Source organism: Tatumella morbirosei (assembly GCF_000757425.2).
GTDB classification, from domain to species: Bacteria; Pseudomonadota; Gammaproteobacteria; order Enterobacterales; family Enterobacteriaceae; genus Tatumella; species Tatumella morbirosei.
In genome coordinates this window covers 1,819,168-1,837,638 of sequence record NZ_JPKR02000003.1, presented here as the reverse complement: position 1 = coordinate 1,837,638, position 18,471 = coordinate 1,819,168, and the positions used below count along the sequence as shown (strand labels likewise).

General features: G+C 51.5%; 20 protein-coding genes, 1 other RNA gene and 1 pseudogene. 6 read left to right on the top strand and 16 right to left on the bottom strand.

Features of this window, described 5'->3' with window-relative positions; genetic code table 11:
• Nucleotides 1–42: 42 nt before the first annotated feature.
• The 3 genes from HA49_RS11235 to HA49_RS11225 all read right to left on the bottom strand — a co-directional run bounded on the left by HA49_RS11235 (nt 43) and on the right by HA49_RS11225 (nt 3,482).
• The gene (locus tag HA49_RS11235; protein WP_046791747.1) at nt 43–1,230 is read right to left on the bottom strand and encodes an acyl-CoA dehydrogenase family protein; all 1,188 of its coding nucleotides are present in this window, start codon (nt 1,228–1,230) and stop codon (nt 43–45) included.
• 20 nt (nt 1,231–1,250) lie between these two features.
• Nucleotides 1,251–2,342 carry an LLM class flavin-dependent oxidoreductase gene (locus HA49_RS11230; protein WP_038023388.1) on the bottom strand — a complete coding sequence of 364 codons (1,092 nt, stop codon included), beginning with the start codon at nt 2,340–2,342 and terminating at the stop codon, nt 1,251–1,253.
• A 177-nt stretch (nt 2,343–2,519) separates the two neighbouring features.
• Complete coding sequence (locus tag HA49_RS11225) at nt 2,520–3,482, bottom strand: ABC transporter substrate-binding protein (RefSeq protein WP_038023385.1); 963 nt, start codon at nt 3,480–3,482, stop codon at nt 2,520–2,522.
• Nucleotides 3,483–3,593: 111 nt separating this feature from the next.
• Between HA49_RS11225 and HA49_RS11220 the strand changes: the two genes are divergently transcribed.
• The gene (locus HA49_RS11220; protein ID WP_038023384.1) at nt 3,594–4,478 is read left to right on the top strand and encodes a LysR family transcriptional regulator; all 885 of its coding nucleotides are present in this window, start codon (nt 3,594–3,596) and stop codon (nt 4,476–4,478) included.
• Nucleotides 4,479–4,559: 81 nt separating this feature from the next.
• Here HA49_RS11220 and HA49_RS11215 read toward each other — a convergent pair whose 3' ends face one another.
• The 4 genes from HA49_RS11215 to rsmI all read right to left on the bottom strand — a co-directional run bounded on the left by HA49_RS11215 (nt 4,560) and on the right by rsmI (nt 7,365).
• Nucleotides 4,560–4,988 (bottom strand): hypothetical protein, encoded by a 429-nt coding sequence (locus HA49_RS11215; RefSeq protein ID WP_038023382.1) that lies wholly within the window; start codon nt 4,986–4,988, stop codon nt 4,560–4,562.
• Entirely contained in the window at nt 4,985–5,686 is a 702-nt protein-coding gene (locus HA49_RS11210; RefSeq protein WP_038023379.1) for a hypothetical protein, read from the bottom strand. The genes HA49_RS11215 and HA49_RS11210 overlap by 4 nt, the downstream gene beginning before the upstream one ends.
• A 395-nt stretch (nt 5,687–6,081) precedes the next feature.
• Nucleotides 6,082–6,456, bottom strand: an RNA gene (gene rnpB, locus HA49_RS20595) — RNase P RNA component class A.
• Between the two features lie 33 nt (nt 6,457–6,489).
• Entirely contained in the window at nt 6,490–7,365 is an 876-nt protein-coding gene (gene rsmI, locus HA49_RS11200) for a 16S rRNA (cytidine(1402)-2'-O)-methyltransferase (protein WP_038023377.1), read from the bottom strand.
• 62 nt (nt 7,366–7,427) lie between these two features.
• On the opposite strand from rsmI, the gene HA49_RS11195 reads away from it, so the two are divergent.
• Genes HA49_RS11195 through dolP form a run of 4 tightly spaced genes read left to right on the top strand, consistent with a single transcriptional unit; the run spans nt 7,428 to nt 11,124 of the window.
• On the top strand, nt 7,428–9,581 hold the full coding sequence (locus HA49_RS11195) for a penicillin-binding protein activator (protein WP_038023376.1): 2,154 nt from the start codon (nt 7,428–7,430) through the stop codon (nt 9,579–9,581).
• On the top strand, nt 9,539–9,934 hold the full coding sequence (locus tag HA49_RS11190; protein ID WP_038023374.1) for a YraN family protein: 396 nt from the start codon (nt 9,539–9,541) through the stop codon (nt 9,932–9,934). Before HA49_RS11195 ends, HA49_RS11190 begins: the two co-directional genes overlap by 43 nt.
• A 15-nt stretch (nt 9,935–9,949) precedes the next feature.
• The gene (gene diaA, locus HA49_RS11185) at nt 9,950–10,537 is read left to right on the top strand and encodes a DnaA initiator-associating protein DiaA (RefSeq protein ID WP_038023371.1); all 588 of its coding nucleotides are present in this window, start codon (nt 9,950–9,952) and stop codon (nt 10,535–10,537) included.
• Nucleotides 10,538–10,551: 14 nt separating this feature from the next.
• Nucleotides 10,552–11,124 (top strand): division/outer membrane stress-associated lipid-binding lipoprotein, encoded by a 573-nt coding sequence (dolP, locus tag HA49_RS11180; protein ID WP_038023368.1) that lies wholly within the window; start codon nt 10,552–10,554, stop codon nt 11,122–11,124.
• 20 nt (nt 11,125–11,144) lie between these two features.
• Here the strand turns inward: dolP and HA49_RS11175 are convergent, their stop codons facing one another.
• On the bottom strand, nt 11,145–11,861 hold the full coding sequence (locus HA49_RS11175; RefSeq protein WP_038023366.1) for a pirin family protein: 717 nt from the start codon (nt 11,859–11,861) through the stop codon (nt 11,145–11,147).
• A 106-nt stretch (nt 11,862–11,967) separates the two neighbouring features.
• Between HA49_RS11175 and HA49_RS11170 the strand changes: the two genes are divergently transcribed.
• Complete coding sequence (locus tag HA49_RS11170) at nt 11,968–12,882, top strand: LysR family transcriptional regulator (RefSeq protein WP_038023364.1); 915 nt, start codon at nt 11,968–11,970, stop codon at nt 12,880–12,882.
• Nucleotides 12,883–12,917: 35 nt separating this feature from the next.
• Here the strand turns inward: HA49_RS11170 and HA49_RS11165 are convergent, their stop codons facing one another.
• The 8 genes and pseudogenes from HA49_RS11165 to sstT form a co-directional block, all read right to left on the bottom strand.
• Nucleotides 12,918–13,898, bottom strand: a complete 981-nt coding sequence (locus HA49_RS11165) for a glutathione S-transferase family protein (protein ID WP_038023362.1) — start codon at nt 13,896–13,898, stop codon at nt 12,918–12,920.
• A gap of 135 nt (nt 13,899–14,033) precedes the next feature.
• On the bottom strand, nt 14,034–14,318 hold the full coding sequence (locus HA49_RS11160; RefSeq protein ID WP_038023358.1) for a YqjK-like family protein: 285 nt from the start codon (nt 14,316–14,318) through the stop codon (nt 14,034–14,036).
• Nucleotides 14,315–14,713, bottom strand: coding sequence for a phage holin family protein (locus HA49_RS11155; RefSeq protein ID WP_038023356.1), 399 nt, complete (start codon nt 14,711–14,713; stop codon nt 14,315–14,317). Before HA49_RS11155 ends, HA49_RS11160 begins: the two co-directional genes overlap by 4 nt.
• Before the next feature lie 2 nt (nt 14,714–14,715).
• A complete protein-coding gene (locus HA49_RS11150) occupies nt 14,716–15,021 on the bottom strand; it encodes an ElaB/YgaM/YqjD family protein (RefSeq protein WP_038023354.1) in 306 nt (101 codons plus the stop codon).
• A 130-nt stretch (nt 15,022–15,151) separates the two neighbouring features.
• The gene (locus HA49_RS11145; RefSeq protein WP_084706399.1) at nt 15,152–15,385 is read right to left on the bottom strand and encodes a DUF1090 family protein; all 234 of its coding nucleotides are present in this window, start codon (nt 15,383–15,385) and stop codon (nt 15,152–15,154) included.
• Between the two features lie 166 nt (nt 15,386–15,551).
• Nucleotides 15,552–15,875, bottom strand: coding sequence for an EnvZ/OmpR regulon moderator MzrA (gene mzrA, locus HA49_RS11140; RefSeq protein WP_052752470.1), 324 nt, complete (start codon nt 15,873–15,875; stop codon nt 15,552–15,554).
• Nucleotides 15,875–16,546 (bottom strand): DedA family protein, encoded by a 672-nt coding sequence (locus HA49_RS11135; RefSeq protein WP_038023352.1) that lies wholly within the window; start codon nt 16,544–16,546, stop codon nt 15,875–15,877. Before HA49_RS11135 ends, mzrA begins: the two co-directional genes overlap by 1 nt.
• A 444-nt stretch (nt 16,547–16,990) precedes the next feature.
• Nucleotides 16,991–18,216, bottom strand: a pseudogene (gene sstT / locus HA49_RS11130) (serine/threonine transporter SstT).
• Nucleotides 18,217–18,471 lie beyond the last annotated feature (255 nt).

The following is an 18,471-nucleotide window of genomic DNA, read 5'->3' as shown; positions in this document are numbered from 1 at the left end:
CCGGGCGGTATCACCCTAAGCTGAGTCGTGGCACGGAGGTGATTATTCCGTGACCGGTGATATTGTTGTTTTGGTGCTGGTCAACCGCTGGCGGCCTGCCAGAGTCCAGGCACTGTCCCGCTGAGGTGTGTGTACCCTGCCACACAACACATTGCGGTAATGACGTTCCAGGGGGTTCTGGCGGGTCAGACCATGGTTTCCCGACAGTTGCAGGGCCAGATCGACCGCCGCGATGGCATTGTCAGTAATGGTCGCCTTTGCCAGCCCTGCGTCGGACTGACTGAAAGCTTCCCGGGCGGCCAAATCCAGCAGACTACGGTTAGTCAGTAACAGAGCTTCAATCTGTCCGAACTGTTCCTGAACCCTGGGCAGTGAGGCCAGCGGTTTACCTAGTCCGGACGGAATTCGTTGCTGTAGCCAACCGGCTAACCAGTCAATAGCTGTGCGGGCAATGGCGTCATAAATCGCTGCCAGCAGAGCGGTATTCGCGTTAGCAAACCGGGTCAACGCCTCATTATCGGGTGTGACAATCCCGGTAAACGGGGTGACATCGGCGGCATAATTTAACGGGACGGTGACGTTGTTCAGGATGACTTCATGGCTGCCGGTACCGCGCATGCCAAGATGATCCCAGCTTTTGATAATGCTGATCCCCGGGGCTGATTTAGGCACCAGCCAGCTTCCGACCAGCGGCGTCGGGTCATCGCTACGCGCCCAGACCGCCAGCCAGTGCAGGCCTTCAATACCGGTGGTATAAAGCTTGTGGCCATTCAGTACCCAACCAGTCGCCGTACGTTTGGCGACCGTTTGCGGTAAACCACCACGGGCAGGTGAGCCCAGTTCCGGTTCTACCCGCAGGCTGTTAATTAACCCACCTTCACTGACCGCAGATTCTGATACACGACGGAGAAGCTCTGCCGGCCAGCGATTAGGCTGACGGAGACGAAGGTGATGCAGGTAGTGCATGCAGGTTATCAGCGCGGTTGAGGGCTCTCCCCCGGCAATAGCGGCTATTACCTGTTGCAGTGTGGCTAATGAAGCACCATTGCCACCATATTGTTGGGCCGTTGCCAGAGACAGCAGCTGATTTTGCCGCAGCCATTCCAGATTCTGATGTGGGAAATCGCCAGACTGGTCGATCTGTTGCGCGCTTTCTGCCATTTTATGGCGGATATCAGTAAACTGCGGGCCGGCAGGCCAGGGGGATGAACGGTTTTCAGCCTGGATCATTAAAGGTTCCTCTACAGGTATCAGGCGCGTTTGCGTTCAGCCTGCTCACGGGCAGCGACTTTTTCACGGGTGAGTGGCAGTAAGGCTTTGCCATAGTCCACCGCATCATTCAGCGGATCAAAACCACGAATCAGGAAGTTCCGGACGCCGAGGTCGTAATAATCCAGCAGTGCATCAGCCACTTGTTCCGGAGTGCCCACCAGAGAGGTGGAGTTTTGACCACCCCCTACCAGCCGTGCGATACCTGTCCACAGGCGTTTATCAACCACGTCCCCCAGAGCGGCGGTTTCGCGCAGCCTTCTGGCACCGACACTTTGTGGTTTATTGTCTGGTTTCAGCGGTCCTGAGGTTTGTTGACGATGAGTGGCTGTGGCGAGAATCTGCTCCGCTTTTTGCCAGGCGGCCTCTTCGGTGTCTGCAATAATTGGCCGGAAAGAAACACTGAATTCAACTTCGCGGCCATGACGGGCAGCTTCAGCCCTGACGCGCTCAATGGTTTCTTTGGTCTGGGCCAGGGACTCTCCCCACAGCGCATAAACATCAGCATGTTTACCGGCAACACGAATTGCAGCGTCTGAAGAACCACCAAAGAATACCGGGATTGGCTGCTCTGCCGTGGGACGAATCGCGGACACTGCCTGCTCCGCCCGATAGTAGGTGTTACTGAAATCGAACGGTTTGTCCCGGGTCCAGACATCACGCACCACATCGAGGAATGCTTCACTTCTGGCGTAACGTTCATCGTGGCTGAGAAAGTCGCCATCTTTCCGCTGCTCCGCATCACTGCCACCGCTGATGATATGGACCGCCAGGCGGTTATCCAGCAACTGATGCAACGTGGCAAATTTGCGGGCCGCCAGGGTAGGTGAGACAAAACCCGGGCGATGGGCGAGTAAAAACTTAATTTTTTCGGTAGAAAGCCCGGCTAGCGCTGTGACCAGGAAACCGTCAGGCTGGTCAGATGCATGGGCGACCAGCAGGCGGTCAAAGCCGGCATCTTCATGGGCGCGGGCGATACGGGTAATGTAATCTTTATCAAAAACAGGGCCGGAGGCCGCGATGGTTTCTGAACTCAGGCGGTGGCTGATCATACCGATAAACTGAATGCTCATAGTCTTTTCCTGTATACCTAACGGGTTACCGGGGACCTCCGGAGGCCGGAGGAGATTTTTTATACTCTAGGCTGATTGTTAATATGATCAAAATTCATTTTTAAGATTAGTTATTATGCATATCAGATATAACTTCCCTGAGGGAAGATGGCTGCTGCGATGGCGGGCAACCCCCGGTTACAGGAATCCTTTGATGGCATGATCGTTAACGTTAATTTTGTCGGGCAGGATGCCGTAGTGATAAAAGCGGTCTGCGGTTGATTGCAAACTGGTCAGGTCTTCGGTAGTGACACTGCGTGAATCGGTGGCGGCGCGTGAGGTGATCAGTTTTGCGGTGGCCGGTGGCAGATGGCTCAGTTTCGCGTAACTTTCAGCATATTGCTGTGGATGGCTGAGTGCCCATAGCCTGGCCTGACGAACTCTGACGGCAAAATCTTTAATTGCCTGCTGTTTTGCCGGATCAGCCAATGATTGAGTGGTGGCAGTCAGAAATGAGAATGATGAGGTGAGCTTGCTGGCATCGGTGATCAGTCGGCCGCCGTTTTGCTGAGCCACTGCCAGGTAAGGATCAAATACCGCCCACGCCTTAATCTGACCACTGTTGAAGGCCGCGCTGGCATCGACCGGCAGCACAAACCGTATCTTTGCATCCTGACGAGATAGACCCGCCTTTTCCAGTGCCAGATAGAGCAGATTTTGCGAAATACTACCGGCGGCGGAGGATACTACGACTTGTTGTCCGCGCAGATCATTCACGCTGTTAATCGGACTGTTGGCCGGTACTACGATCCCATTCCCTTTTCCGCTGCTGACTTCGGTCAATATAATTTTCAGATTAACCCCGCCTGCCAGGGCCTGTAACACCGGTAAATCCCCCGCATAAGAGGTATCGATCGCGTCTGCTCTCTGGGCTTCAAATAACGGTGCGGCCCCCTGAAAATTAGCCCAGCGGATTTGGTAGGGAATCCCCTGCAACACTCCGGAGGCTTCAAGCAGGCTGCGTAAAATACGTGCCTGATCGCCGATCACCAGAGTGGTCTGGGCCGCACTGGCATTGATCGATGTTCCCAGAATTAACCACAAGCTCAACACTCCGGCGATCATGCGTGTGAAATGACGACCTGCTAAGGAAAAACGCATAAATAATTCCTGGCTGAAATGAAATGTGTTATTACGTTAGCAAAGGGATTTTTATTCCTAAAATGCAATTTTAAGCTAAGCTAATATGCAATAAGTTCATAAGAGAAAAGCATGCGAATAGACGACATTGATGCACTGCTGGCAGTGGTGCAGTTTTCTTCTCTGAGCCAGGCGGCCGAGCATCTGGGGATCACGCAGTCGGCGATTACCCGCCGGCTACAAAGTCTGGAGCAGTCATTAGGGACTCAGTTGCTGGACAGGCAGACTAAACCTTTGCGGCTGACCACGGTCGGTCAGCGGGTGTACCAGCAGTGTCTGACCCTGAAAAGAGAAGCCAGACGGTTGTATGCATTGGCGGATGAAGAAGGGCAGGCGCGTGGCCCACTGCGGCTGGGTCTGCCACAGAGCCTGAGTGAAATCAGCCTGACACAGACGCTGGAGAAATTGCGTGGACAATTTGAGCATGCCGGCGTGACTATCAGTTGCGGGTGGGGAGGACAGTTGCTGAAAAGGCTGGAAAATCTCGATCTGGACGCGATGCTGGCAATCGGTCCGGCGAACCTGGCAGTACCGGAAAATATTCAGTCTGTGAATCTTAAGCCACTGGCTGTGGCTATCATTGCCCGTAAAGGGATATATCCGGAGGATATTCCGCTATGTGAAGCAGCACGGCAGGGATGGGTCCTGAATCCGGAAGGGTGTGGTCTGCGGGCCGGGGTTATCCGTTATCTTGAACAGCAAGGCAGCCGGTTAAAAGTAAATGTGGAAAGTGCTGGCGCACATTTGCAGATGGAGCTGGTGGCCAACGGCGTGGGTATTGGCATCGTGCCACTGGCCGTGCTGGAGATCTGCCCGCTACGGGATCAATTGCAAATAATTGCCGCCAGGGAATACCAGCCGGAAAACTTCCTGTGGCTGTTATCCCCGCCGGAACAGGGCAATCTGATGCCAGCTATCCAGGCTTTTGCCCGTCAGGTGGCTGATCAGTTACCGTAAGCCGGTCATTGGCAGGGGCTGTGAGCTGACAGCAGAAAACAGACCGCAAAAAAACCGCCGCAGCGGGTTTTCACAGAAAAGTTAAAAGCTATAGCGATAATCGATGATCTGGATAACCACCGCTGCTGGCATTGTATTGCTGGTCATCACCGAAACGTTTATCTGAGGCTGATTATTGGTCCAGCAGGTACTGTCGCACATCCCCCCTCGTTGATATCCGCGATCTGTCAGCCAGGCGTCAATTTTGTCTGTATCTGAAGTGCCCTCAAATGTCAGCTTATATATCTGGATGTTGGGGCCTTCAATATTGAAGTATGAAAAACGGTAATTATTAGTGATTTTCGGCATGTGCTTCAGCAGGTCAGGCGTGTAGTAAGCATATTCAGGCCAGTCCTGTTCAGTGTAATGTGCACTCTCTGCGAATGACATTTTGATGAACTGGCCGGCTAAATAAATACTCACGGCACATATCACCGAAACCGCTATCGTTATCTTACGGGATGTTTTCATAATGGCTTAATACCTCTGCCAAACATGATAAACCCGCGATCGCGATCGACAATCCCGACATCTCCGGAGTTCCGGTTATTGTAAGGAGAAACACGCATCATGAAGCCCGGGAGTTGCCCGAGGTAAGGGCTGGCATGAGGATGGTGAGTTGGGTCGGGAAAAAGTAATGGCAGGAATGTCTCATTTTTCCACGAACCTATTTTGCCGTAATGATCCCACCGTTTTAACGCTTCGTCCAGGCTAACCGGCTTTAAAAGGCTGACCGCATTATTCATGCAAAACATTACCCGGTAAAACCCCAACAGATCTGAGACCAGATCTTCTCCACTGAAACCGCTGTCTGTGATCCAGCTAAACGGGAAGGAGCTTTGTAAATGTTCAAACCTTCGGGCCACGGTTATCATCATTGACAGAACAATGCTTTGTTTTTGATAAAAGGGAAGCCCTTTTCTTAGGCGCCAGGTAAGTTGTTTACCTACCTTCAAACGACTACTGAGACCACCCATACCTTGTCTGTATGTGACATCATAGGTGGGGCCGTTACGGGATTCCCCCCTCAGCATTTGCAACCATACGTCTTTTATGTCATCGCCCCGTGCATGACCCAGGTCTATCCAGCCTGCTAATTCCGTATATACCAGCCCTGATCTGGCGGTATCTCCCCCGGAACCGTCAATAATATCGCTCCGTTTACTCATCCCTGATCTCCCTGTATTTACTGCAGTCCTTGATTTGCTAAATGTTCCCTTATACGTCTTAGCAATGGCGGGTATTTTTTCATCAGGTCGGCGTTTAAACAGTGATTTGTGATAAGAAAAGTTAACAATTCTTCGGCTTACTTAACCGGTAAGCCGCGTTCTGTGGGTGAACAGCGTCGTGGACCCGTCCACGACAGGGCAGCGATAGCTATTTTTCAGGGAGCAGAAAGCAAAAAACCCGCCGAAGCGGGTTTTGTACAGAAAAGTTGAAGCTGAGCGGTAAGCCGCGTTCTGTGAGTGAACAGCGTCGTGGACCCGTCCACGACAGGGCAGCGATAGCTATTTTTCAGGGAGCAGAAAGCAAAAAACCCGCCGAAGCGGGTTTTGTACAGAAAAGTTGAAGCTGACCGGTAAGCCGGGTTCTGTCGTGGACAGTCATTCGTCTAGGCCAGCAATCGCTCACTGGCTCAAGCAGCCTACCCGGGTTCAGTACGGGCCGTACCATGTGAACCCCTATTTGGCCTTGCTCCGGGTGGAGTTTACCGTGCCACGAACTGTTGCCAGCCGCGCGGTGCGCTCTTACCGCACCCTTTCACCCTTACCTGATCCCGTAAACGGGCCATCGGCGGTTTGCTCTCTGTTGCACTGGTCGTAGGCTTGCGCCTCCCAGGCGTTACCTGGCACCCTGCCCTGTGGAGCCCGGACTTTCCTCCCCTCCGCCCGTCTCCCCGAAGGGACGACGACGAAGCGGCGACTGTCTGGTCAGCTTCGGCGGCGGATAATAGGGTATTCGGCGCCATTTGTCACGCGTCTTGCTCATTTTCCTGTTGATCTAATGCGTAACGGTACAGTGCATTTTTCTTCACGCCATGAATCTCTGCTGCCAACGCTGCGGCTTTTTTTAGCGGCAATTCCCGTTGTAACAGGCTCAGGGTACGCAAGGCTTCCGGGGGCAGGGCTTCCTCTTCTGCTCGGTAGCCTTCCACAATCAGCACCATTTCGCCCTTACGCCGGTTTTCATCTTCTTTAACCCAACGGAGTAATTCAGCCACCGGAGCGCCATGAATACTCTCCCAGGTTTTGGTGATTTCCCGGGCCAGTACCACATAGCGGGCTTCTCCCAGTTCCTGCACCATATCCTGCAGACAATCCAGCAGGCGATGGGTAGACTCATAAAATATCAGGGTACGAGGCTCAGTGACCAGGGAGCGTAAGGTATCGCAGCGCCCCTTGTTTTTGGCGGGCAGAAACCCTTCGTAACAGAATCGATCTGACGGTAATCCCGAGGCGCTTAATGCTGTTATTGCTGCACAGGCTCCGGGTAATGGCACCACCCGAACCCCTGCCTGACGGCATTTGGTGACCAGATGATAGCCCGGGTCATTAATCAGCGGAGTACCGGCATCAGAAACCAGCGCTATACTTTCACCTGCCTGTAACCGTGTTATCAGTAGATCAGCTTTTTGCTGCTCATTGTGGTCGTGTAGTGCGAACAGGCGCGCATTGATTGCGAAATGTTGTAGTAACATGCCGGTGTGGCGTGTATCTTCTGCGGCAATCAAGTCTGCGTTTGACAGGACATCCAGAGCACGTTGTGTGATATCGCCCAGATTACCTATCGGGGTTGGGACGATGTACAAGGTGCCCGCAGAAATCTCTGTCTGATCGTTTTGTTTCATTGTTTCATCCGAGTTGCCGAATTATTATTAGGCGTTCTGAAAAAAACATAACCGGAAACCGTATGCTTCTTTCAAATGTGAATCGTCGTAAAGCAGGGCGTTTTGTTCCTGTCGTTCTCGCCGGACTTATTCTGGCTGCTTGCTCCACTCAGGGGCCACAGACACCTGCGGTCAATGTGCAGGCTCCGGCCACCGGCACCTCTGCTTATTATCTGCAACAAATGCAGCAAAGCAGTGATGATAGCAAGACCGACTGGCAATTACTCGCCATCCGCGCGTTAATGGCTGAAGGAAAATACCCTGATGCCGGCAAACAGTTGCAGACACTGCCACAAAAAATCACCGCGACACAACAGCAGGAGCTGAATTTACTGAAAGCACAGTATGCGGTTGCCACCCATAATTCTGCCGCGGCCTTACCTTTGCTGAAGTATACTGATGTTTCCGGTTTATCCGCCGATCAGAAAACTCGCTATTATGCGACCACGATTGCTGCGACCAGCAACCAGCCGACGTTGGAAACGGTGCGTGCTTATATTGCCTTACAGCCGTTATTACAGGGCGATGCCGCTCAGAAAAATATTGATGCCACCTGGCAGACACTGCGTAAATTCCCTCAGCAACAGACCAATAACTTCGTGTTCAATGCTAACGAAAATATTTTGCAGGGCTGGCTGGATTTACTGGGTGTCTACTACCACAGCAACGGCGATCAGAATGCACTGAAAGCCGGGGTGAAAGACTGGCAGACCCGCTATCCGGACAATCCGGCGTCGAAACAGCTTCCTGCCGGGTTACTGCAAAGCATGAATATGACGCCGGCTTCAACCAGTACCATTGCCTTGCTGCTGCCATTAACCGGGCCAGCGGCAGTATTTTCTCAGGCAATAGAGAAAGGTTTTGAAGATGCACGTAACGGGGTCATTAATCAGGTGACGACTGCTGCTACGACTGCACCGGCACAATCCGGTAGTACCACGCAGGCTGTCGGGACAGCGTCTGCTAATGGTGCTCAGGGGGCAGTAACTCCGCCAGCGACCACCACTGTGACCGGTAGTGCTAACGCACCGATCAGTGCGACATCGCCGGCAGACCCTAATGTGGTGGTGAGCCCGTCGGCCACATCCGTCCCGGGCAGTACAACCGGGGTGACAGCTGACAGCGCAACACCGGCAACGTCTGCGGCACCAGCACCGGTGCAGGCAGAAACAGCCCAGGCCAGCAGTAACGCACAGATTAAAGTGTATGACACCAATGCTCAGCCGGTGGCACAACTGATTCAGCAGGCTCAGAATGACGGCGCAACGCTGGTGGTTGGGCCTTTGCTGAAAGAAGATGTCAGTACCGTGGCCGGTTTATCTACCCCGCTGAATATTCTGGCACTGAATGAGCCAGGCAGCCTGCAGAACCACCCAAATATGTGTTATTTCGCATTATCACCTGAAAATGAAGCTCGCGATGCGGCTCGTCATATCTGGGAACAAAACAAGCGGATGCCTTTGTTACTGGTCCCGTCGAATAACTACGGAACCCGGGTGGCGAATGCCTTTACTCTGGAGTGGCAAAAACTGGGGGGCTCGGTGGTTGAAGAGCAGACCTTTGGCTCAGTCGCGGACCTGAAGCAACGAATTAACAGTAGTTCTGGTATACCGATGTCCGGAACCCCTGTAGTAGTTCAGGCACCTTCCACCGGGGCATCTGATGCAATATCGGTAGCAGGTCTGACCTTCAATGCGCCACAACAGCCAGCCCCGGTCACCGACACACCGGCATCCGGAAAGGTAGATTCGGTATATATCGTGGCAAGCCAGGCCGAACTGTCACTGATTAAACCGATGATTACTATGAGTACTGGCTCCCGTAGCAATATTGCACTGTATGCGAGTTCACGTAGCTCTCAGGCCGGATCCGGACCTGATTTCCGCCTGGAAATGGATGGATTGCAGTTTAGTGATATTCCGTTACTGTCAGGGGCTAATCCGGCGTTAATGCAGCAGGCAGTGAAAAACTTTAACAATGATTACTCGCTGACACGTCTGTATGCCATGGGTATAGATGCATGGACGCTGGCTAACCATTTTAGTCAGCTCCGCCAGCAACCCGGCTACCAGGTTAACGGTGATACCGGTATTCTGAGTGCCAGCCAGAATTGCGTGATAAACAGGACGTTATCATGGAATCAATATTCTCAGGGACAAATCGTACCGGTGCATTAAGCCGGATTTTCAGCGGAAAGTTACAGGAGCGGCGTGCGCGCCGTTTTCTGCAACGCGCCGGTCTGAAATGGGTGGCGAGTAATGTCAGTTATCGCTCAGGTGAGATTGACCTTATTATGCGCGATGCTCATCAATGGGTATTTGTCGAAGTCCGTTACCGGAAGACGGATAACTATGGCGGCGCGCTGGCCAGTATCACCCGGCAAAAACGACAGCGAATCCTGAAGGCTGCCGCCATATGGCTGGCAGCCAGGCAGCAGAGTTTTGCCACCACAGACTGTCGTTTTGACATCATTGCCGTGACCGGAAGCCGGTGGCAGTGGTTAACAAACGCTTTTAATACCGAAATGTAATCACCAGGTGGTCTTGTGCAGGAAAGAATTAAAGCTTGTTTTACCGAAAGTATCCAGACACAAATAGCAGCGGCTGAAGCCTTACCGGATGCTATCTCACGGGCAGCAATGACTCTGGTTCAGTCATTGCTTAACGGGCATAAAATTCTGAGTTGTGGTAACGGAGCCTCAGCAGCGAATGCGCAGCATTTTACCGCCACCATGATAAATCACTTCGAAAATGAACGTCCCAGCCTGCCCGCAGTCTCATTAAGTGCAGATAATATTATGCTGACGGCTATCGGTAATGACAGGCAGCATGATGAAGTTTATGCCAAACAAGTCAGAGCACTGGGCCAGGCAGGCGATGTGTTACTGGCTATTTCTACCCATGGTAACAGCCGTGATATCGTCAGGGCGGTCGAAGCTGCGGTGACCCGCGATATGACCATTGTGGCTCTGACGGGGTTTGACGGTGGAGAACTGGCCGGCTTGCTCGGGCCTCATGATGTTGAAATTCGCATCCCTTCGCATCGTAATGCGAGGATTCAGGAAATGCATATGCTGACGGTGAATTGTCTGTGTGAACTGATTGATAACACTTTATTTCCCCATCAGGAATAATTGAAGGAGCATTAATGAAACAATTTTCGGTGTTAGCGATTCTGATCTCTGCCCTGATGCTACAGGGTTGTGCCGCCGTGGTGATCGGCAGCGCTGCCGTGGCAACGAAATCGGCAACGGATCCGCGTACCGTCGGCACTCAGGTCGATGATGGTACGTTAGAACTGCGGGTAGCCAATGCCCTGGCAACCGACAAGCAGATTAAAGCTGAAACCCACATTAATGCCACGGCATATCAGGGCAAAGTACTGCTGACCGGTGAGGCACCGTCACAGGAACTGGCTGACCGGGCCAAACAGATAACCGCCGGTGTGGATGGTGCAACGGATGTCTATAATGAGATCCGTATCGGGCCGAACGCTACACTCGGTACCTCTTCCAGTGATACCTGGATTACCACTAAAGTCCGCTCCCAGTTACTGGCCAGTGATAAAGTTAAATCTTCGAATGTGAAGGTGACCACAGAACAGGGAGAAGTATTCTTGTTGGGACTGGTGACTGCGCAGGAAGGGCAGGCAGCCGCAGAGATTGCCAGCCGTGTCAGCGGGGTAAAACACGTGACTACCGCCTTTACTATGCTGAAGTAATCCTCACTTCAGGCAGCCATTCAGGCTGCCTGAAGACTCTCTTTCGAGTCAATAATCAGTAGTTTCCCGTCTGTTGCTGCCGTGATCTGAATTTCTGATTCATCTCTTATCAATGCACCGTCACCACAGGTAAGTGCCAGCGCATCCTCTTTTCCCGCCAGCGTTAACTCTCCGTGGACTGATTGCAGATAGCACCTGCTGCCTTTCAGACGAAACGGCAGTGACTGCCCTTCACGGCAATTAATCTGATACACCCAGACCTGCTGGCGAAGCTGCAGACTACCATTTTCCCCTTCCGGGGAAGCAATCAGAACACATTGTTCATCGCAGGGGAGTGTCCGGTGCTGCATGGCCGGTGCGCTTTGTTGCGGGCAGGCATTCAGCCATAGTTGCAGACGGACTAACGGGCGCATTTTGCAGGGGTTGGATTCCTGACAGATACTGTTGTCACTCGCCGATAACAACAGCGCTTCTCCTTCAGTGGCGCGCGAAATTTGTCCGTCATTGCTGCGGTATTCGGCCTCTCCTTGCAAAATGATGTTCAGGACATCGACTTTCGGAAAACTGCGGGGCTGAAAAGTACTTCCTGCGGCCAAAACTTCCTGATTCAGCACCTGAAGGTATCCGAAACCCATCAGCGCAGGATCAAAATAGTGACCAAAGGAAAAGCTGTAGCGGGCTTTCAGCCAGCCATAATCGGCTGTGCCGCATTTCTCTGCTGACCGGAGCGTTAGCATTTTTCCTCCTGTGGATAATATTCTGCTTTTATCTTAAAGGGCTGGACGGCGCAATGTTAGCCAGTTAATCTGCCTGCTATATTCAAATTTACTGAAAGAGAATCCGATGGTAAGAGAACGAGCATTGACACTTGAATCTCTGCGGGTCATGGATGCGATAGACAGGCGGGGCAGTTTTGCAGCAGCAGCAGATGAACTCGGCCGCGTCCCCTCTGCGCTGAGTTACACCATGCAAAAGCTCGAAGAGGAACTGGACGTTGTGTTGTTTGATCGCTCGGGCCATCGAACGAAATTCACGAATGTCGGGCGTTTGTTACTGGAACGTGGCAGAGTTTTACTGGAAGCGGCAGACAAGCTCACTACGGATGCCGAAGCCCTGGCTCGTGGCTGGGAAACTCACCTGACGATTGTGACCGAAGCGCTGGTGCCCTGTGAACATCTGTTCCCGCTGGTGGATCGCCTGGCAGAGAAAGCCAATACTCAGGTTTCAATCCTGACTGAAGTACTGGCCGGTTCGTGGGAACGACTGGATCAGGGAAAAGCCGATATCGTGATTGCGCCAGCCTTACATTTCCGGACCTCCAGTGAGATTAATACCCGTAAATTATACAATATGACAGGCGTTTACGTTGCAAGCCCGGATCACCCGATTCATCAGGAACCGGAACCTCTCTCTGAAGTGACCCGGGTAAAATATCGGGGCATTGCAGTGGCCGATACTGCGCGGGAACGCCCGGTAATTACCGTACAGTTACTCGACAAGCAGCAGCGTCTCACGGTGAGCTCTTTGGAAGCTAAACGTAAGGCACTACTGGCTGGATTGGGTGTTGCTACCATGCCGTGGCCGTGGGTAGAGAAGGATGTCGAGGAAGGGCGGTTGAAAGTTGTCAGCCCTGAGTATCGCAATGATATCGATATTATTATGGCCTGGCGGCGTGACAGCATGGGCGAAGCTAAAGCCTGGGCATTGCGCGAGATCCCACGGCTGTTAGCCAAATATCAGACATCTTCAGTGTGGTAACAGAGGGCGGTATGCTACCCGCCCTGGTTATCGGGTCAGCGGTTAACCCGTTGGTGTGGAGTCAGCCAGTCATGTTGTGGACCGACAGGGATAATTCCGTACGGATTTATCTGCCGGTGACTGGCGTAATAATGGCAACAGATATGTTGCAGATTGACTGTATCAGCAATCCCAGGCATCTGATAAATCTCGCGCAGGAAGCCATACAAATTAGGATAATCAATAATACGCCGGTGGTTGCATTTGAAATGCGTGACATAAACATCATCGAAACGGATTAAGGTCGTCCATAACCGGATATCGGCTTCTGTCAGACGGTTACCGGTCAGATACCGCCGCTCTGCCAGTAAGGCTTCCGCTTTGTCCAGCCCGGTCATCACACTGCTCACCGCCTCATCATAAGCTTGTTGCGTGGTCGCAAACCCTGCACGGTAGACGCCATTATTGATTAGCGGATAAATCCAGTCATTGAGCTCATCAATTTCCTGCTGCAGATCAGGCGGATAAAAATCACGATCGTTGGCGCCACAGCAAGCAAAAGCACTATTCAGCATCCTCAGTATTTCGGCAGATTCATTACTGACGATGGTTTGACGCTGCTTATCCCACAGCACCGGAACCGTGACACGAGTTGTGGCCTGTGGGTCGGCCTTCAGATAGAGCTGATACAGATAATCCAGCCCGTAGAGTGGGTCACCATCGGCCCCCGGAAAATCATGGTCAAATGTCCAGCCATGTTCCAGCATTAGCGGATGGACGACAGATACTGAAATCACCTCTGTCAGTGCTTTCAACTGGCGCATCACCAGTGTGCGATGTGCCCATGGACAGGCCAGCGATACATACAGATGATACCGGCCTTTTTCGGCAGCAAATCCGCTGTCGCCGGTTGGGCCGGCTTCCCCTTGCGGGGTGACCCAGTGACGCCACTGTGATTGTGTGCGTACAAAGTTACCGCCACTGGCTTTGGTATCGTACCAGACATCCTGCCAGCGACCTTCAGTCAGCATTCCCATAATAATCTCCGGATTAACAGCCAGACAGTGATTTTGCAGGACAGGACGCGCAGAGGAAAGGAGAAATATCTGTGTGAGTCTTTCGGATTCAGAAAAAAATCAGCCAGCCCGAAGACTGGCTGAGATAGCAGGAGTTCATTTTCGTGGCAAGGCTTTACGTATGACCCGCCAGCTGCTCCATAAGCCGAAAGCGCGCTTACCCCAGCGAAGCATGAATTTCGGATGGCGTAGCGACCATACGGCGGCAAGACCGCTACCGATAGCAATATATCGGCGCAACCCAAGGGCGGTATGCCACAGCTCATCATAGCGCCGTGTGGTCTGAAACCAGTCACGCTCGCAGGCTTTTAAGTCCAGACGCTGTTGCTGAACGAGGGCCAGTAGCGCATCGCGTCGGCGTTCAATATCGCGACGGCTCATGACTGGCGCTCCTCAAGCAGCTCCCGATCAGTGGACAACTCCTTACGGGTATGACGCAACAGGGTCGAGCGCCGGGATTTCACCAGTACCCAGACTCCGAGGATCAATGCCAGGGCAAACAACACTCCGGTAGTGATACCAATGGCCATCAGGCGATACTCAGCGCCGACTGCAACGATGATTAATATCATCAGACTCATGAGTCCAAATGCTGTAAAAATCATGGTTAAACCCACCATTAACAGCATTTGAATCAGGTTCGCTTTTTCCTCTTCCAGCTCGACAATTGCCAGACGAACCCTTGTTTCGACAATACTGGCAAGGGTTGTCACCATTCGCTGACCGATAGTAATCAGGCTCTTGCCCGGTCCTTCATTTTGCGGGTGAGTAGCCATAATTAACGGCGCGAAATCAGAATGCCAAACACCACACCGAGAGCGGCAGCGATTCCGACGCCGTGCCACGGTTTTTCATGTACGTAATCGTCGGCCTTCTGCGCCGCCTCACGGGTTGTTTTGGCGATGTTCTGGCCGGATTCACCGAGACTGTCGCGGGTGCTTTGCAGCGTTGCCCTGGCTTTCTTATGCAGCTTATCGACTTCAGCTTTTGATTTTTCGCTCGCGCCACTCAGAACTTCTTCCAGGGTATCCGCCAGAGTCGCCAGTTCAGCACGCAGGTCCTGTGATGATGGAATATTAGCCATTTGAAACTCCTTCTGAAAGTTGTGTTAAACCGCAAACGCGGAGGAAACAGACTCAGTCATGATTCTCATACAGACTCATGAATTATCGTCATGGCACACGTTTGCTGGCTATCCGGTGTCAGTGACTACTTCATGGGTGCTGTTTACGCGATACTTCGTTGTCAGAACAGCTATTTTGCAATTCACTCAGTGCCCGCTTTAACCCATTAATCCTGCGTTGGTTATGGTGTCGCTGCGCAAGAGTAATCTCATGCTCAATGGCAGCCGCCTTTTCCCGGTATTGTGGCGGGCAACGGTTTCCTTTTGCCTCAGCGGTGGCTGATAACATCATCAGAATGTAAATCAGCAGTACCATTATTTTCATCAGGATCAGTGTTATCGCCTAAGAGAATGAGCAAAAAAACAGTACCGGTCATATTTACCTGACTGTTTTCATTTGGTTACCTGAGTATAGATACAGGTGGCGGAAAGTTCAAAGTTATGACGGGTATGTAATATTTAATCCGTGATTTCTGTAAACCCACCATCCCTCAGGCACTGGTGTAGGCGTCAGAAAGTATCTGCTTAAGTATCTTTTGTGCGGTCAGACGCTGTTCTTCGTTTTGCAGGCGGATCACCAGCTTGCCGTCTTCAGGAGTAATACTCTTGATATTCACACCATGAGACGCCAGTTGATGATAAACAAAGAAACCGTCGGGTAGATTAGTGCCTTTGTGGGCAACCCCTATTTGTATCTGTGGCTCCTTTGCCAGCCATCCTGAGGACAGTACGCCCCCGGCGATAACCAACATCGTGCTGATTATGACAACGCCTGCCAGCCGGAAACGAATAGAAAACGCCTGCGAATGCTGCATTAACCGGCATCCCTGTCTTGCCTGGAACGCTTACGCCACAAAATATATAACGAGCCAAACAGGCCAAACACCAGTAAAGCCAATGGCAGCATCATCAGGCAGAACATCAGTTGATCTTCGTACTTACGAAATAATGGAGTTTTGCCGAGCGCATACCCTGCTACAGTCAGTATAACCACCCATAACAAGGCGCTTATCCAGTTAAAGAACTGAAAACGGGCACTTTTCAGACCGGAAATACCGGCGATGGTTGGCAACAGGGTGCGGACAAATGCGATAAACCGGCCAACCAGCAGGGCTGATAACCCGTGACGGTGGAACAAGCTATGGGCACGCTGATGATACTGGGCCGGGAGATGGGCCAGCCATTTCTGCACCAAGGGGGTATTCCCCAACCATCGTCCCTGGATATAGCTGATCCAACAGCCAAGACTTGCGGCAGTGGTCAGAATAAGGATGGTGAGCGGAAAGCCCATGGTGCCTTTGGCAATCAATACCCCAACCAGTATCAGTAAGCTGTCTCCCGGCAAAAATGCGGCAGGGAGTAAACCATTTTCCAGAAACAAAATAATAAATAAAATTCCATAAATCGCCCAGACCAGTGAAGGATCGGCAAGTGTTTCAAAGTCCTGCTGCCATAAGGCGTGGAGTAAGGCTTGTAGGGTATCCATGTTCTGTTCCTGGCCATCATTAACATTCCCGGGAGAAGCCTTAAAGATAATGCACTCCGGGGAATCTGCCGGAATGGATTCAGACTTCTGCTCAGCGACCTTTGGTTTATTTCACTGAAGGGTAAAAAAACGAACTAAGTGTAACAAAAAACATGTGACTTCAATACAGTTAACACTTAGCTGAGGCAGAGTTTTACCCGGTCAGGCATATTGCAAAAGGATATTTACAAGGACTGACATAACAGGGGGGAATTAGCCGGATGAAGGGGCGCTGTGGCGCTTTGGATGGGATGAAAATCAGGATAATTCATGGCTGAGTGGTAAGTTTCTTAATCGGTATCACAGAACATGTGACTATCGCTCTTCAGGGGACACAATCATTACCTGTAGTGATGTGAGTGAGCAGGATAATGGGGGAAATAGTCTTTTCCCCCCTGTGCATAATTACTTCGGTAGATTTTGTTCAGCCAGTGATAATTTCTTCTGCTCTTCGGACTGACAAACGGCGGCAGTAAACAGAATATCGGTGGATGAATTGAGTGCTGTTTCGGCAGAGTCCTGCAACACACTTATCAGGAAGCCAACAGCCACTACCTGCATGGCGGTATCATTCGGAATTCCAAACATATTGCAGGCGACAGGAATCAGCAACAGCGAACCGCCGGCAACACCTGACGCCCCACAGGCACAGAGCGATGCTACCAGGCTCAGCATAATCGCGGTAGGCAGATCGACCGGGATATTCAGAGTATGAACCGCGGCCAGGGTTAGTACGGTAATCGTAATTGCCGCACCAGCCATACTGATATTGGCACCGAGCGGAATAGAGACTGAATAGGTATCTTCATCCAGCCCCAGTCGCTTCGCGATGCCCATATTTACCGGAATATTAGCCGCTGAACTTCGGGTGAAAAAGGCAGTCACGCCACTTTCCCTCAGGCATAAAAAACTAACGGATAAGGATTACGGCGAATTTTCCAGAATACCAGCAGTGGGTTGATGACCAGAGCCATAATCAGCATACAACCCAGCAGTAACGACAACAGCGATGCGTAATCCCAGAGAGTAGAGAAGCCACTACTGGCCAGAATGGATGACACCAGTCCGAAAATTCCCAACGGTGCGCAGCGGATCACTTTACGTACCACCCAGCCAATGGCCGAAGAGATATCATTAAGTACCTGGCGGGTATTGTCACTGCTGTGGCGGAAAGCCAGTCCCAGACCAATCGCCCAGACCAGAATACCGATGTAGTTGGCGTTAATCAGAGCATCAACAGGGTTAACCACCATACTCAGTAACAGGCTATTGAGAATTCCGCTGATGCCCTGTGGTGGAGCGATTCCCTGATGGGCATTAGTCAGCAGCAATTGCTGCGGAAAATGATAGCTGGCAATGACCGCCACCAGTGATGCAAAAAATACACTCAATAGATAGAGGATCACGACAGGTCGAATATTTGACTGCTTACCCTGCTGATGATTCGCAATAGAGGAGGTCACCAGTACCAGAACCAGGATTGGGGCTACCGCTTTCAGCGCATGAACAAACAATTCCCCTAACAGCCCGACAGAACTGGCGGTCTGTTTGGAAACCAGCGCCAGTAAAATACCCGCCAGGAGTCCGACAATAATCTGTCCGACCAGGTTACCTGTACGTAACCAGTTCAAAAAAACATTTTTTTATTAATCATATAATATTTACTTAATTTTCAGGATGTTATCATTTTTTTAACTTTTGTCCGAAGTCGGTAAAATGACGTTTGCCCGCGCAAGTATAAGTAAAAGATCTGCAAGATAAAGGATAAATTCAGGGCAGAGCCTATGGCTGAAGAGATAAGTAAGGTGTATTGGAGAAAATTATGGGGATAAATAACGCTTATTTTCAATATTTCTGTATTTAACAGGGAGGTATTACCTCCCTGT

Coding starts and splice junctions, on each gene's coding strand:
- HA49_RS11235 (WP_046791747.1), bottom strand. CDS start 1,230: ATGATCCAGGCTGAAAACCGTTCATCCCCCTGGCCTGCCGGCCCGCAG.
- HA49_RS11230 (WP_038023388.1), bottom strand. CDS start 2,342: ATGAGCATTCAGTTTATCGGTATGATCAGCCACCGCCTGAGTTCAGAA.
- HA49_RS11225 (WP_038023385.1), bottom strand. CDS start 3,482: ATGCGTTTTTCCTTAGCAGGTCGTCATTTCACACGCATGATCGCCGGA.
- HA49_RS11220 (WP_038023384.1), top strand. CDS start 3,594: ATGCGAATAGACGACATTGATGCACTGCTGGCAGTGGTGCAGTTTTCT.
- HA49_RS11215 (WP_038023382.1), bottom strand. CDS start 4,988: ATGAAAACATCCCGTAAGATAACGATAGCGGTTTCGGTGATATGTGCC.
- HA49_RS11210 (WP_038023379.1), bottom strand. CDS start 5,686: ATGAGTAAACGGAGCGATATTATTGACGGTTCCGGGGGAGATACCGCC.
- rsmI (WP_038023377.1), bottom strand. CDS start 7,365: ATGAAACAAAACGATCAGACAGAGATTTCTGCGGGCACCTTGTACATC.
- HA49_RS11195 (WP_038023376.1), top strand. CDS start 7,428: ATGCTTCTTTCAAATGTGAATCGTCGTAAAGCAGGGCGTTTTGTTCCT.
- HA49_RS11190 (WP_038023374.1), top strand. CDS start 9,539: ATGGAATCAATATTCTCAGGGACAAATCGTACCGGTGCATTAAGCCGG.
- dolP (WP_038023368.1), top strand. CDS start 10,552: ATGAAACAATTTTCGGTGTTAGCGATTCTGATCTCTGCCCTGATGCTA.
- HA49_RS11175 (WP_038023366.1), bottom strand. CDS start 11,861: ATGCTAACGCTCCGGTCAGCAGAGAAATGCGGCACAGCCGATTATGGC.
- HA49_RS11170 (WP_038023364.1), top strand. CDS start 11,968: ATGGTAAGAGAACGAGCATTGACACTTGAATCTCTGCGGGTCATGGAT.
- HA49_RS11165 (WP_038023362.1), bottom strand. CDS start 13,898: ATGGGAATGCTGACTGAAGGTCGCTGGCAGGATGTCTGGTACGATACC.
- HA49_RS11160 (WP_038023358.1), bottom strand. CDS start 14,318: ATGAGCCGTCGCGATATTGAACGCCGACGCGATGCGCTACTGGCCCTC.
- HA49_RS11155 (WP_038023356.1), bottom strand. CDS start 14,713: ATGGCTACTCACCCGCAAAATGAAGGACCGGGCAAGAGCCTGATTACT.
- HA49_RS11150 (WP_038023354.1), bottom strand. CDS start 15,021: ATGGCTAATATTCCATCATCACAGGACCTGCGTGCTGAACTGGCGACT.
- HA49_RS11145 (WP_084706399.1), bottom strand. CDS start 15,385: ATGAAAATAATGGTACTGCTGATTTACATTCTGATGATGTTATCAGCC.
- mzrA (WP_052752470.1), bottom strand. CDS start 15,875: ATGCAGCATTCGCAGGCGTTTTCTATTCGTTTCCGGCTGGCAGGCGTT.
- HA49_RS11135 (WP_038023352.1), bottom strand. CDS start 16,546: ATGGATACCCTACAAGCCTTACTCCACGCCTTATGGCAGCAGGACTTT.